Here is a 13,320-nt window from a genome sequence, read left to right on the forward strand (position 1 = left end):
CGAGTGCCCGAATCAGCGCAACGTTGGCGCCTTCACGCTTGCAGTCACAGCACGTATACGAGGGGGCGGGTATCACGCCAGTACCCCCGCCGCGCGTGCTGCGACGGTCCAGTCGTGAACGGGTCGGCGCGATGCTTCGGCGAGTTCGGCGAGTCGTGTCCGTTGCCGGTCTGGCTCGGCGCTCTGCCGGCGCCACTCGGCGATTTCTTCGGGGGTCATCAGGTACGGCCGGACGACCGTTGCCGAGTCCTGCATGGGCGGTTCGTCGGCGGGGGTGGGCGGTACGAAGTCGCGCCAGATGGATTGGGCCGGGGTCGGCGTGGGCTTGCGGGGCTCGAACCGGCGCGGGGTCCGCTCGGCGTAGATACTGCGCTTGCCGCGGGTCGCGGGGGTGAGGAGTCGCAGCACCCATGCGAGTGCGCGGGCAATAGGATTCGTCATGTCGTCAGCTCCCAATAGCTGATGGCCACTCCCGGGACCGTTGGCGCGGTCGCCGGGTTCTTTCACGCCTGAAGCTAGCCAACCTGTATAGCCCTGTCTACCTTGGTTCAAGTCTGTATAGGTACGTATAGGGACAGGCTGGGATCTTTGGCGTCTAGAGTGCTGGCATGGCGCGCGAAATCGACCACCGTTCCCCGACACCGCCGTACCGCCAGATCGCGGCGTATCTGGAGGCCGACATCAAGTCCGGGGTGATCGCCGGCGGTAGGCCGATCCCGTCCGAGAAAGAGTTGTGCGAGGAGTACGGCGTGGCGCGCAATACGGTTCGGAGCGCCGTTGCGTGGCTGCGAGACGCCGGGCTGGTCGAAACCGTCTCGGGGCGAGGCAGCTACGTGGTCGAAAGTCCATCGACCGGCCCCGAGACGTCCGAATGAGAGTGCCGTAGGAGCCCCGCCCGGCGTTCTTCGCCGAGCACTCGGACCGGGCCGAACGAGGGGTCAGCGCGGCGGGTCGACGCGGTGAACCTCGGATGCCTTGACCATGTGCGGCATGCCGCCTCCGGGCGATAGCACAATGACGACTTGGTCGTTGTCGAGCCCGGCGCAGTCCTCGGCACGCTCGACCCTGCCGACGACGAAGTCGTGACCTCGGCCGGGCAGAGGGGCGACCCAATCGCCGGGTGTGTATCGCGTTGTGGCGGGTCGTGCCTGCTCTCGCGGTGGCAACTGGCGTGCTTCGATGATCCGTTCGGCGATACCGCCCGGATGCGCGACGAAGTCGGCGCTCACGTGGCGAGTCCGGGGATAGTGCATGCTTCGACGCGTCGACGGTGTCGCTCGCGAATCTTGCGGATGACAGGTTCGCGGAGTACGCGTTCAACCGGGGTCGGCGACGGCGCGCACCTGTCCGGCCGCTTGGTGTGAGTACCCGGAGCACCCTTTCGGCATCCTGCGGTTCGCGGTGGGGACTTCGACATGCTGCGTTCCCTTCCGGTCTGTGCCGAGTCGGTCTGTCCGGCGCGTTGCAGCGGTGGGCGGTGGATCGTGCACCCTGACTCGGCCATATGGCTATGGAGCTGGCGCGGTTCAGGGCGTGTCGGGGTGCAGGTATTGGCAGTTCGGCGAGCAGGAGCACGGGGGTTCGGTCTTCGGCCACACGTTGGCCCACGGCCAGGCCGTCGGGTCACGGTCCGTGAACCGCTCCCGTGGTCGCACGACATGTGCTCCGGCACGGTCGACCCGGTAGACCGCGAGCCATATCCCGTCGCCGGGGGCGGTGTCTGTGTGTTCGTTGCCTGCGGCCATGGTGTCGACGCTAGGAAGGGTCGTACCGGTGCTCAACGAACGTGCACGGACTTGCGCAGATTCACCCGAGGGAGTCGACGGCGGCAGTGATCAGCGAACGTGCGGGCGCGCCGTACACGGCCAGTTCGGCGAGTTCGGCGAACGTCCCCGCGTACATGCCGATCTCGTGGGGCTGGGTGATGGTCAGGAAGGCGGACACCAATTCGACGTTGACCTGTTCGCCGTCGAAGATCCAGAAGTCCTCAACCGGCCACAGTGCCGTACGATCCGCCGACAGCGGGACGATGCCGAGACTGATCGACGGCAGCGACGCGAGCGAGAGCAGATGCCCGAGCTGTCCGGCCATCGTCTCCGTGCCACCGACGCGATGCCGCAGGACGCTCTCCTCCACGACGAACGCGAACCGGCGCCCGCCCTCGTGGAGTACCCGCTGCTTGTCCATGCGCACCGCGACGGCCGCATCCAGGTCGTCGGGCAGCGTACGCCGGTCGCGGATCGCCGAGAGCAGGGCGCGGGTATACGCGCGGGTCTGGAGCGGACCGGGCACCATCCACGACGAGTAGGAGCGAAAGTGCCGCGTCCGCTCCCACAGCGGCAACACCGATTCCTGCGCCTGCCTGAGCCCGGATCGCTCCATCCGTCGCCACTCGACGTACATGCCCGCGATGCCGCGCGACACGGCGATCAGGTCGGCGGTCTGCCCCTCGGCTTCGCAAAGCCGTGTCCAGGTGCGGAGGTCGGCGTCGGACGGTGGCGTGCGGCCGTGTTCGATGCGCGAGCACTTCGACTCGTGCCATCCCGCGAGCGCCGCCAACGCCCGCGCGGTCAGTCCCGCGTCCTTGCGGATCTCCCGCAGGCGCTGTCCGAGGGCCTGCCGCGCCTGTACGACGTTCGACGACGAGGACATGGGATCAGGCGGGCCGGTAGTCCCGGTGGGGCGTGGCTCGTTCCCAGACCGCCTCGAACGCTGTTGTGCACAGCGCGACCACGTCCGGGGCGGTCACCACTTCCTCCCCGGTCATCGTGCCGTCGCCGGCGAAGTGGTTGAACATGACCACCTCGCCGTCGAACAGCCAGAAGTCGGTTCCCGGCAGCGCCAGGACGGCGGCCTCCTTGCGTGCCAACCAGCGGACGTCCTCACCCGCCTTCACGTTGTGCGCGTCGGTGACGTCGTACTCGTAGCGGATGTAGTCGCTGACCGGTTCGGACACGACCCGGGCCCGCCGCATTCGTACGCCCCGTGCGGTGGTCTCGGAGGCGAGGTCGAACCAGAACCGCCAACGCACAGCCGGGTCGAAGCGTTCGCCGGAGCGCCAGGCGTGGAAGTCCGCGTCCCGGGCGTACTCGTCACGCAACTCCAGGTGCACGGCCGTGCGTTGGACCGACCGGAACAGCTCCTCAAACTTGGGTACCGCCGCCACCCTGGACCTCCGGGAAGAACTGCATCATCCGACGTGGGAACTCGATCACGGTCTCATGGTCGGGCACGTCCATCCGGGCCAACCGGTCGGCGTCGGTGACCTTCCAGGACTGGAACAGGTAGGTATCGGTCTCGTCGTCGTAGTACAGGGTCGGGCTGCCGTTGTTCGGGCTCTCGGGGTCCTTGCCGAGCTTGTGAAGTGCCATCGTCGCCCCCTGGGTCTCATGGTCTGTCACGCGCCTTGAACGAGCTTGCTTCATGGGCCACTCGCTAGGCCGGCAACTTGCGCGAACTTGCACGCGAGATTGGGCAACTGCCGTGAACGCACGGAGGCCGGAGCGGACCCCTCCGGATACGCATCTGCCACGGGTGGTGGGCCATTCCGCTGTGCCGTGAACGCAAAAGTGCCCCGACCCGATGGCGAGTAGCCAACGAGTCGGGGCAGGGTTGCGAGCATTGACAGTTGTAGATGGCCACCAAAACGGCTCAATGAGCCGTGCTGAAATTTCCCCTCCCTGCCGCCAGGCTGAGCCGGGGGCAGGGGGTCACCGCCTGGTCGGCCGCGCCGAGGACAGCTCGGCTCAGCCGCGAACGGGACGAACGCGCTCAGCAGCCCAACCGCCGGGCTGAAGCCGCGCGGTCTCGCGGTTGTGGCAGCTCGTACACAGCGGACGCAGACGCTCGGGCGAGTCCGGATCGGTCACGCCTTGGTCGCGCAACTGCTTCCGGCTGAGCGGGAAGTGGTCGGCGACCGTCGCGGCGCGAGCACACAGCACACACCACGGGTTCGCGTAGATGAACGCACGCCGCAACCGCTTCCACCTGGTCGACGCGTACCGGTCATCCGAGGTCGGCGCGCGAAGCCTCTCGGCTTGCCGCTTGTGCTTCGGGCATTGACCGCCCGAGGTCAGCTCGGGACACCCGGGGATCGGGCAAGGGGGGCGGGGTCTTCGGGGCATGGGGTCTCCTTATGTTGGGCGCCCATGAGGCGGTTGGTTGGCTTTCGGCGCACACTGAGACATGGGCAAGAAGGAAGAGTGGTTCAACGAAGGCGCGCCCCTGTTTCGTGCGGAACTCAATAGGCGCGGATGGGAGAATGCGATACCAAAAGAAGGGGACTTCTACGCCTGCCCAATTTGTCTAATCGCTTTCCCGTCGACGGCAATTGCGGCCGGGGATTTGACGGATGAACATGTCCCGCCGAAGTCAGTGGGAGGCAAGCCTATGGTGCTTACGTGTGCGAGATGCAACCATTCCGCCGGCGCTCAGTTTGACGCCCACGCGGCCGGTCGTGCCAAGCTGGAAAAATTTCTCCACGGGAAAGGAGGGGATTGGGATGCAACGCTAGTCGGGGATGGCTTCTCGATCAACGGAATGGTTCAACGTATGGAAAAGGGCTTTGCGATGCAGGGTGATCCCGCTAGAAACAATCCGAGTGATTGGACGACGCACCTAGCGGCTTTGAATTCGCCAACCCCGCTGGAAAATGTGGAACTGAAGTTGCGTGAGGGGAAGGGCGACGTAGTCAGGGCAATGACCTCGTACGTCCGAGCGGCATACCTGGCGGCATTCTCGGTATTTGGTTGGCGATACATACTCCGCGCGGTGCTCAATCCCATTAGGAATGCGCTCACGGTAGACGGAGTGGCTCCCACGATCTGTGGATACGAGCCGGATGTTGCGCCAGAGCGGCGGGATATCCAGATCGTGAGCGATCCTTTGAGGTTCCGATGTATCCGTGTTGGCATAGGAAGGCATACGATATTTCTTCCGGGGCCGGAACCAGCGCAAACATGTGACGAATTGGCCCAGGCTCTTGCCGGGCGGACCCAATCAACGTCGAGAGAAGCAATAACGTTCCATGGCCCTATAGCCGACTGGCCCAACAAGCCGCTCTACTTGGCAGATAGGGAGCCGAATCGGTGAGAGCGATCCTTTGCGAGACAGGAGGGGTCGAACCTCCGCTTCCGCCGTGTTCCGACACCGGCTGACCGGCCGGGCGTACTGGGGCAGGGTGCGCGCCACACACTGTGTCTCTGACGCCACGGTGCAAGCGGGCGGTCTACCTTCGTCGTGCCTTCACAGCGGCCAAGTAGCACGGCACGCAGAACGACCGCCGGTACCCGGGCATGTCCGGATGGGACACGCCACGCGCAACCAGCTCGCGCCGTGTCAACGGCCAGTGCGCCGACACGTCCGCTCCTTGCCCGCAGACCGAACAGAACGGGCTGACGTGCTTACTCCAGCTCTGAAGCATCCGCCCCCTTCGGAGTGATGACCGGCGGATCGATCGGCAACCCGTCCGGCCCCGTCGGCGTCACGTCGATCAAGGCCAGGCCGTCATCGACCGAACGCTGTCGGCGGATACCGCGCGGCATCGGTGCCCCGCCGTTCACCACCGGCAAGGAGTCGGGGGTGTCGCTCCACACAGGGCGACCCAAAGCGTCCCTGGGGAAGTACGGGTAGTCCCCGTTCGGGCCGGGGTCCAGCGCGTCAACGGCCATCGCTAGTCCGTGCCCTTCACGTAAGCGTCGCGCTCGGCATTTAGTTCCTTTGCGTACTCGCCACCAATCTCCGTCGCCTTCACGTCCGCCATGTTCACGATCTCTTGGAGTAGGGACGACTCGTACCAGCGCTGTTCCGGAACGGTGATCTCCTCGCCCACCACCCTCTGAGCAGCCTGCGCGGCATCCAGAACGTGCCTGCGCTTCTCGCGGCCGGCGCGGTATTCGGCATAGGCCATGAACCAGGGCTCGGCGCAGATGAGTTCCTTGAATCGCTCGTGTGCGGCGCTCCCCTCATCGGTCACCGTGTTGGCGTGCTCGCGCCACGTCTTGAGGAACGCACGGCTGTGTTCCTCTCGCCGCTCCTGCTGTCGCGCGGCTTCCGCCTCCTGCGCGGCCTCAAGCGCTGCCTGGGCTTCGGCAAGGGGAGTCGAGTACTTCTCGGCTTGGGCTTGCAGCTTGGCCAGCTTCTCGGCGGCCTTGTCCAGTTCGGAACTCATGCGGCCACTCCCTCGGCGCCGGCGGCGGGCACGTCACGGCCACTCTGCGCGGCGATCTTCTTGTCGTTCAGGTAGTACCCGAGCGACATGCGAAGGGTGGGGCTCAGGCGATCCATAGCGTCCGGGGTGCTTACGCTCAGCGCGGCGAGACGTTCCATTTCCGCGCTGTACTTCCAAAGCCCCGCCCGGAGTCGAAGCTTCGTCTCCTGCCGATCCGTCGACAGTGTGTAGTGCTCGGCCTTGATGGTCATTCACTCTCCATGGTGTGCGGACATGGGAGAGCCCCAGGCGTGTTCGCCAAGGGCTGCGTGCGTCGTGTTGCTGTGTTGGCCCCGCATATGGAGCCGGGTACTCGGTCCGCCGGTCCGTCGTGCGGAGTGGGAGCGCGGTAGCCGGTCTCTCAATACGGAGTAGGGACCAGCGATGGCCTGGAAGCGCTCGGTCCGCCGTTCTGCTTGCAGGGTGGGAGCGCGGTAACCGGTCTCTCTTTCGGGAGTAGTAGGGACGCGCGATGGCCGGTCCGGTCGACTGGATCGACCTCGGCAAGTCGTGCTGCCCCGTTTCTCTCTCGGGAGTAGTGGGGGTCAGCGATGGCCCGCTGTTACGGCGGAACCGGTCGACGGTGGTGAGGGGAGCCCGGTGACCGGCCTCTCATGACCTATGGGGAGGGACGATGGCCGCGGGGCGCCGAGTGGTGACGAGGTGACGTTCGGGACCCTGTTTTCGGTATGTCTTAGAGATCTCTAAGGCATTCCAGAAAGTGGGTCTCGAACGTCACCTCGTCACCGCGCCGACTACCGGATGCGCCGTTTAGGTGGCTATGGGCACCCGCGACCGGTCGGCGCTGGCCAACCCTTCCCGGGGTCGGGCGACGGATGACCCACCGTTGACCGTTCGCGCGCTGTTGCGGGGCTTGTCCGCCGAGGTCGACTCGGGCAGCACGACCGCCACGTTGCGATGCTCTCCGACTGTTCGCGCGGTGTTGCGGGGCTTGCCCGCCGCGGGGTGCCCTGGTCGTCGGGTCCGTTCAGACGCACGCGTGTTCCCGCCGACGTCGCCACGGTCGGCCGCTCGGTCTCGGCGCTGGCGAGCGCGTCGGACTCCTCAACGATCGGGTCAAGCTCGCCGTTCAGCGTGAACTCGACAAGCGACTCGTCAAGCTCTTGGGGTGCCCTCGGCCCCTTGCGCACTGTGAGTTTCGCGCCTGCCTCAAGCAGCATGGCGCGCTTGCCGTCCGTGTCGGCTTCTCGCCAGTCGTCGGCGTAGGTGCGGCCGGTCGGAACGGTCTCGCGCCGTTCGGGTCGGGCGGGAGTGGATTCCAGGGTGGCGAGACGTGCGTCAAGGGCGTCCGCGTCCCGTTGCCACAGGGCTGCCGCCGCTTTGGACTTCTGCTGTCCCTGCCGGGCGTTGTGCCGTTCCAGTTCGGCGAGCGTGGCAGCGATCTCGGGTTCGGGGTCGTATCCGGGGGTGACGATGGTCTGTCGGTACTCGATCGCCCCGACCAGCCGTAGGAACTCGCGTTCCACGTACTTTTCGATCCAGTCCGCCCGGATGGTTGCGCGGTGCTCGCACACGGTGCCCCGGGAGTACGGGTTACAGAAGTACGCGGCGTGCTTCCTGCCGGTTCCGTCGTTGCGGTACATCCGACCGCCGCACCCGTCGCAGTGGACAACGCGCAGAAGCACGGCGGTCGTGTCCTTGCGGACGGCAGCGGTCGTCTTGGCACGGGTCCGGGAGTCGAGTACGGCGCCGATCGCGTCGAATTCCTCGCGGGTCAGCAGCGGTGCCGCAGTGAACATGATCGGGGCGCCCGCCGCGTCGCGGACGGGCTCGCCCTTGTGCTGCTTCCACCCCAATAGGGTGGTTGACCGAAGGATGACGTTGATGGTGTGCGGGGTCCACTGGAACTGGTCGACCTTGCGTGAGGGGCTGGTCTTGGGCCCGCCGGTCCGCCCGCCCGTCGGCCGCCCCGCCTTGACCGCGCAGTGGTCGCGCCACGTCGGCCGCTTGTCCTGGTTTAGTCCGTGGGCGATGGCTGCCAACGGCTTGCCGTCCAACAGTTCCCGGATGATCCGTTCGAGGATCTTCACCCCGTACGGGTCGGGTATGAGTGTGAAGCCCGACCCGCCGTGCTCCGCGGGCATGGGTGCCGACATGTACCCGAACGGGGGCTGACCGCCCGGCCACCGGTAGGACATGGTCCGCATGGCGGCTTGCGCCCCGGCGACGCGTTCCCGGATGGACGTCGCCTCGACCTGAGCGGCGAACGCGAACATGGTCATCATGAGTTCGCTGACCGGGTCCAGCGGGTTCCGGAAGTCGAAGATCAACCGGCCGGTTCCACCGACCCCCTCGGCGAACACGAGCATGATCCGGTGCTCTTTCGCCCACGCTGCCAAGTCGCGCATGTCCGCCATGGAGCGAATCGCACGATCGAAGCGCCAGAACACCAGCGCCGTGAACTCGGACGGCTTGCGCAGCCACGGGCCCAACTCGGGGCGCGCGAAAGGGCTGGTTTTCGACGCGCTTACGTCAAGGTCGTAGGCGATCCGGTCGCCGAGGTCGATGCCGAGAGCTGCCGCCGCTCCCTGGCAGGCTTCGAGCTGTCGGGTGGGGCTGGTTGTTTCGTCGGTCAGTACGGAAAGGCGGATGGCGGCAACGCCGCGGAGTGCACACACTGCGGTGTAGGGACCAGTGATGGCCTCGGGGGTGCTGACCTGCGACGATGCCGTGACCACGGGGAGTCTCCTAGATGTACTAGTGACTCTCGTTCGGTGGACGGGCTGGATTCGGCTCGGTCGGGGCGGAGGTTGGCGTTGTGTGTCGGGTGGGTCGGGGGTTGTGCGCAAGCGCCGGACGGGCCGGATTCGGCTCGGGTGGGTGCGGAGGTTGCGGTTGTGGGTCGGGTCGGCTTGTGTGGCGGGTGGTTACGGGATGACGAAGGTGTAGCCGGCGGACTTGAGTTCGGGGATTATTCGCTCCAGCATGGCGATCGTCTGGCTGCGTTCGCCGCCGCCGTCGTGGCACAGGATCACGCCGCGCGGGCCCAGTTGGCCGTGCACGTTCTGGACCATCTTGTCCACGCCCGGCTTCTGCCAGTCGTTGGTGTCCACCGTCCAGTGCAACGAGCCCATGCCCAGCGACGCGGCGGTCTGGCGCACCTCGTCGGACCAGTTGCCGCCCGGCGCGCGGAACCAGCGCACGGGCGTGCCCGGGGACGCCTTGTGGATCCACTCCAGGGTCTGCTGCATCTGGCCGTGTATCTCGTCCGGCGTGCGCTTCTTGAGGTTGATGTCGTGCGTCATGCTGTGGTTGCACAGCCCGTGGCCGGCGGCGACCACCTTGCGGACCAGGTCGGGATGATCCTTGGCCTGCTGGCCCACCATGCAGAAGGTGGCCTTGACGTCGTAGCGGGCGAGCAGCCCGAGGGCCTTGTCGGTCCACTCCGGCCACGGCCCGTCGTCCAGGGTCAGCGCGACCACCTTGCCCTCGCCTGGGACCTTGGACACCAGAGTGGGATCCACCGGGGGCGGCGGCGCGGCGGGCGGGGTGGCCGGCTCCCGGGCGTTCGGGTTGCCCGGCGGCAGCGGCGGGGCCTGTATCTCCTTGGGCGCATTCGCGGCCTGGGGCGAAGCGGCCGCCTCCGACCATCGGCCGGCATTGCCGACATTCCAGATCAGGGCAGCGCAGACGAGTATCGAGATCGTTGTGACCACGACCTGGAAACGCAGACCCTGTATGGGCATCGCCCGAACCAACTCCCGCACGGCAACCCCCATGGATCTCGCTACGCCCGTCACGGCAAGAGCACACCCTAGGTGATCTCCGGCAAGCCTTGAAGATCGGCCGGCAGGTGCTCTCTCGATGTGATCAGTGACGTGTTTGCCGGCCCTGCGGTTCCCCTGTGATTCGTCACGGTCGATCGGTAATGTTCCCAATGTCGGCCCGATGCATCGGTTTGGGAGAACGTCGGCGGGAACGATCAGGTCGTCCCGATCCGACAGGTACCGGATTGCGACCACTCGACCGGCTCCGCGGGAGCCGGGTTCACGAGGGAGGGGCATTCATGGGCGAAAAGGTCGAGGTCACCGAGTTCTGCCGATCCGATCGGCAGCGATACCGGCACAAGTTGCGCCGCTGTCTGGAAACGCTGCAACGCATGCTGGACGAGGACCGGTTCGAGAGCGCCCGCAAGCTCATGGGCGTCGAGATCGAACTGAACCTGGCCGACGCCGCCGGCCGACCCCGGATGAGCAATGCCGAGGTGTTGCGGCGGATCGCCAGCCCGGATTTTCAGACCGAGCTGGGACTGTTCAACATCGAGGTCAACATTCCGCCGCATCGGCTCACCGGACCGGTGTTCTCGGAATTGGTCGAGGAACTGCGCACGAGCCTGGACTACGCCGACCGCAAGGCCGCGGAACTCGACGCGCGGATCGTGATGATCGGCATTCTGCCGACCCTGACCGATGCGCACATGGCGTTCGAGACCATATCCGACAACGCTCGATACACCCTTCTCAACGATCAGATCCTCAACGCCCGAGGCGAGGACATACGGTTGCATATCGAGGGTGTCGAGCGGCTCGACACGACGGCCACCACGATTGTCTCCGAGGCCGCCTGTACGTCCGTGCAGTTCCACCTCCAGGTCACCCCGAAAAATTTCGGTCCGCTGTGGAACGCGGCGCAATCCATCACCGGGGTGCAGTGCGGAATCGGGGCGAATTCACCGTTCCTGTTCGGCCGCGAGCTGTGGCGCGAGACGCGCCCGATCCTGTTCGAGCAGGCGTGCGACACCCGGCCCGAGGAGCTGATCGCGCAGGGCGTACGACCGCTGACCTGGTTCGGCGAACGGTGGATCGATTCGGTCGTGGACCTGTTCGAGGAGAACCTCAAGTACTTCCCGTCGTTGTTGCCGATCTGCGACGACGAGGACCCGATCGAGGCACTGGATCGCGGCGACGTCCCGCACCTGCGCGAACTCAAGCTGCACAACGGCACGATCTACCGATGGAACCGCCCGGTCTACGACGTGGCCCGCGGCAAGCCGCACCTGCGGGTGGAGAACCGGGTGTTGCCGGCCGGGCCGACCGTGGTCGACATCATGGCCAACGCGGCCTTCTACTACGGCGTGGTGCGTTCGCTGGTGGACGACGAGCATCCGGTCTGGGAACGCATGCCGTTCGAGGTCGCCACCGAGAATTTCCACGCCGGTGCCCGGTACGGCATCGACGCACGACTGAACTGGCCCGGCCACGGCACCGTGCCGGTCACCGAACTGGTGCTGGAGGACCTGCTGCCGCGCGCCTACGAGGGCCTGGACCGGTGGGGGATCGATCCGCGCGAGCGGGACGAGTACCTGGGCATCATCGAGCAGCGCTGCCTGCTGCGCACCAACGGGGCCACCTGGCAGAGCGCGCAGTACCACCACTACCGGGACACCAAGGGCATGGACCGGTTGGAGGCCCTGCGCGCGATGACCCTGCGCTACGCCGAGCACATGCGCGGCGGGGACGCCGTGCACACGTGGCCCGTGGGCTGACGGCGGGCTTGTCCGCGCTCGATAACGTGTGCGGGTGATCACCGAGCCCGAGTCCGTCGAGACCCCCGCCTTGCCCCGGCGCCGAGTGCTGCGCTCGGAAGTGGTGCTGGTGCTGGCCCTGTCCCTGGGCGCATCCGGGGTCTCCTCACTGATCTCGTTTCTCGGCTCGCTGACCGCGCCCGGCGGCCTGGGGCACAAGGCCGCCGTGCTCAACGGCTCGCGGGCGGCGGATCGGCCGTGGCTGGACCTGGCCTGGCAACTGTTCGGGATCGCCACCGCGCTGGTGCCGGTGTTCCTGGTCGCGCACCTGCTGATGCGCGAGGGCGGCTCGTTGCGGGCGCTGGGGGTCGATCGGACCCGGCCGTGGTGGGACCTGGGCCGCGGGGCGGGCGTGGCGGCGGCGATCGGCGGGTCGGGGCTGGCGCTGTACCTGGGCGCGCACGCCGCGGGCGCGAACCTGACCGTGGTGCCGACCACGCTGCCGGACGTGTGGTGGCGGATCCCGGTGCTGGTGTTGTCCGCGATCCAGAACGCGGCCCTGGAGGAGGTGATCGTCCTCGGCTATCTGCTGCGCCGACTCGGCCAGTTGGAGGTGCCGTGGGTCAGGGCGGTGGCGATCAGCGCGGTGGTGCGCGGCTCGTACCACCTGTATCAGGGCATCGGCGGGTTCTTCGGGAACGTCGTGATGGGCGTCGTGTTCTGCCTGCTGTACAAGCGCTGGGGCCGGGTCATGCCGCTGCTGGTGGCACACGCGCTGATCGACATCGTGGCGTTCGTGGGCTACGTGCTGCTCGCCGGCAGGGTGGACTGGGTCCCGACGCCCTAGCGGTGCGTCCCGCCGAAGGCGATCGATTTATGGACTCGTCGGTACGTCTCGGACCCGTCGTTGGTGTCTGATGGTCATTGTGGGCAGACCTCTCCGAGAGGGGTTCGTCACGGACAGATGCATATCGGGCGACGCGGGGACGCAGGGGGTCGTATGGACAACCGGAGGCGGGTGGAGCTCTTCTCCACACCGACGCCCATCGGCGGGCCGCCGCGCGGGCGGTTCGGACTGCACGCGCTGAGTCGGCATCCGGTGCGGATCCTGATGGTGGTCGGCGGGCTGATCCTGTTGGTGATCGTCTTCTTCGTGGCACTGCTCACAGTGGACGGGGGCGGTTCGAGCGACAAGAAGACCAAGACGGCCGGCGCCGGTTCGAGCAAGAGCTCGTCCGGGTCGCCGAACCCGACGACCTCCGGCACCGGCAAGGCCACCTCCGGTACCGGGCAGAGCGCCGCCGGGCCCCGGCCCGGTTCGGTCGCGGCGACCGTGCACACCGGCGGCTGGCTGGTGATGTACAAGGGCACGTCGTACCAGTCGGACAAGGTCGTGCAGATCAAGACCGGCACCCAGGTCCGGGCGAACTGCCACGCGGAGGGCTCGATCGCCTATTACGCGGGCTCCTCCAGCCGCACCTGGGCGCAGATCGACGTGGAGGGCAAGACCGGTTTCGTGCCCGCGATCTACCTGGAGAGCGGCGGCGACCTGAGCAAACAGGTACCCGCGTGCACCGGTTGACGGCTCGATCGGAGCAGCACCGGAGGTGAACCCGTCGGTCGGTCG

Annotated in this window: 16 protein-coding genes; 5 read left to right on the forward strand and 11 right to left on the reverse strand. The window is 66.8% G+C overall.

The features are described 5' to 3' along the window. Positions 1-72 precede the first annotated feature (72 nt). Entirely contained in the window at positions 73-441 is a 369-nt protein-coding gene (locus ACZOOI_RS27350; RefSeq protein ID WP_465278316.1) for a hypothetical protein, read from the reverse strand. A 167-nt stretch (positions 442-608) separates the two neighbouring features. On the opposite strand from ACZOOI_RS27350, the gene ACZOOI_RS27355 reads away from it, so the two are divergent. Next, the gene (locus tag ACZOOI_RS27355; protein ID WP_465278317.1) at positions 609-875 is read left to right on the forward strand and encodes a GntR family transcriptional regulator; all 267 of its coding nucleotides are present in this window, start codon (positions 609-611) and stop codon (positions 873-875) included. 63 nt (positions 876-938) lie between these two features. Here the strand turns inward: ACZOOI_RS27355 and ACZOOI_RS27360 are convergent, their stop codons facing one another. The 5 genes from ACZOOI_RS27360 to ACZOOI_RS27380 form a co-directional block, all read right to left on the reverse strand. Continuing rightward, entirely contained in the window at positions 939-1,229 is a 291-nt protein-coding gene (locus tag ACZOOI_RS27360) for a hypothetical protein (protein ID WP_465278318.1), read from the reverse strand. Positions 1,230-1,526: 297 nt separating this feature from the next. After that, positions 1,527-1,745, reverse strand: a complete 219-nt coding sequence (locus ACZOOI_RS27365; RefSeq protein WP_465278319.1) for a hypothetical protein — start codon at positions 1,743-1,745, stop codon at positions 1,527-1,529. A gap of 61 nt (positions 1,746-1,806) precedes the next feature. After that, on the reverse strand, positions 1,807-2,652 hold the full coding sequence (locus tag ACZOOI_RS27370) for a DUF5753 domain-containing protein (protein WP_465278320.1): 846 nt from the start codon (positions 2,650-2,652) through the stop codon (positions 1,807-1,809). 4 nt (positions 2,653-2,656) lie between these two features. Beyond that, complete coding sequence (locus tag ACZOOI_RS27375) at positions 2,657-3,166, reverse strand: DUF6879 family protein (protein WP_465278321.1); 510 nt, start codon at positions 3,164-3,166, stop codon at positions 2,657-2,659. Next, a complete protein-coding gene (locus tag ACZOOI_RS27380) occupies positions 3,144-3,371 on the reverse strand; it encodes a hypothetical protein (protein WP_465278322.1) in 228 nt (75 codons plus the stop codon). Before ACZOOI_RS27380 ends, ACZOOI_RS27375 begins: the two co-directional genes overlap by 23 nt. Before the next feature lie 814 nt (positions 3,372-4,185). Between ACZOOI_RS27380 and ACZOOI_RS27385 the strand changes: the two genes are divergently transcribed. Further along, positions 4,186-5,091 (forward strand): hypothetical protein, encoded by a 906-nt coding sequence (locus ACZOOI_RS27385; protein WP_465278323.1) that lies wholly within the window; start codon positions 4,186-4,188, stop codon positions 5,089-5,091. A 311-nt stretch (positions 5,092-5,402) separates the two neighbouring features. Here the strand turns inward: ACZOOI_RS27385 and ACZOOI_RS27390 are convergent, their stop codons facing one another. The 5 genes from ACZOOI_RS27390 to ACZOOI_RS27410 form a co-directional block, all read right to left on the reverse strand. Beyond that, the gene (locus ACZOOI_RS27390; protein ID WP_465278324.1) at positions 5,403-5,669 is read right to left on the reverse strand and encodes a hypothetical protein; all 267 of its coding nucleotides are present in this window, start codon (positions 5,667-5,669) and stop codon (positions 5,403-5,405) included. A 2-nt stretch (positions 5,670-5,671) separates the two neighbouring features. Beyond that, on the reverse strand, positions 5,672-6,169 hold the full coding sequence (locus ACZOOI_RS27395) for a hypothetical protein (protein WP_465278325.1): 498 nt from the start codon (positions 6,167-6,169) through the stop codon (positions 5,672-5,674). Then, positions 6,166-6,420: a hypothetical protein gene (locus tag ACZOOI_RS27400; RefSeq protein WP_465278326.1), complete on the reverse strand. Its 255-nt coding sequence runs from the start codon at positions 6,418-6,420 to the stop codon at positions 6,166-6,168. Before ACZOOI_RS27400 ends, ACZOOI_RS27395 begins: the two co-directional genes overlap by 4 nt. Before the next feature lie 567 nt (positions 6,421-6,987). Continuing rightward, positions 6,988-8,907: a recombinase family protein gene (locus ACZOOI_RS27405; protein ID WP_465278327.1), complete on the reverse strand. Its 1,920-nt coding sequence runs from the start codon at positions 8,905-8,907 to the stop codon at positions 6,988-6,990. A gap of 189 nt (positions 8,908-9,096) precedes the next feature. Then, entirely contained in the window at positions 9,097-9,915 is an 819-nt protein-coding gene (locus ACZOOI_RS27410) for a polysaccharide deacetylase family protein (RefSeq protein WP_465278328.1), read from the reverse strand. Positions 9,916-10,235: 320 nt separating this feature from the next. On the opposite strand from ACZOOI_RS27410, the gene ACZOOI_RS27415 reads away from it, so the two are divergent. The 3 genes from ACZOOI_RS27415 (at position 10,236) to ACZOOI_RS27425 (ending at position 13,275) form a co-directional block, all read left to right on the forward strand. Further along, a complete protein-coding gene (locus tag ACZOOI_RS27415; RefSeq protein WP_465278329.1) occupies positions 10,236-11,714 on the forward strand; it encodes a glutamate-cysteine ligase family protein in 1,479 nt (492 codons plus the stop codon). 28 nt (positions 11,715-11,742) lie between these two features. After that, the gene (locus ACZOOI_RS27420) at positions 11,743-12,540 is read left to right on the forward strand and encodes a CPBP family intramembrane glutamic endopeptidase (RefSeq protein ID WP_465278330.1); all 798 of its coding nucleotides are present in this window, start codon (positions 11,743-11,745) and stop codon (positions 12,538-12,540) included. 153 nt (positions 12,541-12,693) lie between these two features. Further along, positions 12,694-13,275: an SH3 domain-containing protein gene (locus ACZOOI_RS27425; protein ID WP_465278331.1), complete on the forward strand. Its 582-nt coding sequence runs from the start codon at positions 12,694-12,696 to the stop codon at positions 13,273-13,275. Positions 13,276-13,320: the final 45 nt, after the last annotated feature.

The organism is Embleya sp. L77 (genome assembly GCF_055557415.1).

Excerpts from the sequence above, each read along its gene's own strand:
- ACZOOI_RS27350 (WP_465278316.1), bottom strand. The coding sequence starts at position 441 with ATGACGAATCCTATTGCCCGCGCACTCGCATGGGTGCTGCGACTCCTC.
- ACZOOI_RS27365 (WP_465278319.1), bottom strand. The coding sequence starts at position 1,745 with ATGGCCGCAGGCAACGAACACACAGACACCGCCCCCGGCGACGGGATA.
- ACZOOI_RS27410 (WP_465278328.1), bottom strand. The coding sequence starts at position 9,915 with ATGCCCATACAGGGTCTGCGTTTCCAGGTCGTGGTCACAACGATCTCG.
- ACZOOI_RS27425 (WP_465278331.1), top strand. The coding sequence starts at position 12,694 with ATGGACAACCGGAGGCGGGTGGAGCTCTTCTCCACACCGACGCCCATC.
- ACZOOI_RS27390 (WP_465278324.1), bottom strand. The coding sequence starts at position 5,669 with ATGGCCGTTGACGCGCTGGACCCCGGCCCGAACGGGGACTACCCGTAC.
- ACZOOI_RS27415 (WP_465278329.1), top strand. The coding sequence starts at position 10,236 with ATGGGCGAAAAGGTCGAGGTCACCGAGTTCTGCCGATCCGATCGGCAG.
- ACZOOI_RS27355 (WP_465278317.1), top strand. The coding sequence starts at position 609 with ATGGCGCGCGAAATCGACCACCGTTCCCCGACACCGCCGTACCGCCAG.
- ACZOOI_RS27385 (WP_465278323.1), top strand. The coding sequence starts at position 4,186 with ATGGGCAAGAAGGAAGAGTGGTTCAACGAAGGCGCGCCCCTGTTTCGT.
- ACZOOI_RS27400 (WP_465278326.1), bottom strand. The coding sequence starts at position 6,420 with ATGACCATCAAGGCCGAGCACTACACACTGTCGACGGATCGGCAGGAG.
- ACZOOI_RS27370 (WP_465278320.1), bottom strand. The coding sequence starts at position 2,652 with ATGTCCTCGTCGTCGAACGTCGTACAGGCGCGGCAGGCCCTCGGACAG.
- ACZOOI_RS27380 (WP_465278322.1), bottom strand. The coding sequence starts at position 3,371 with ATGGCACTTCACAAGCTCGGCAAGGACCCCGAGAGCCCGAACAACGGC.
- ACZOOI_RS27395 (WP_465278325.1), bottom strand. The coding sequence starts at position 6,169 with ATGAGTTCCGAACTGGACAAGGCCGCCGAGAAGCTGGCCAAGCTGCAA.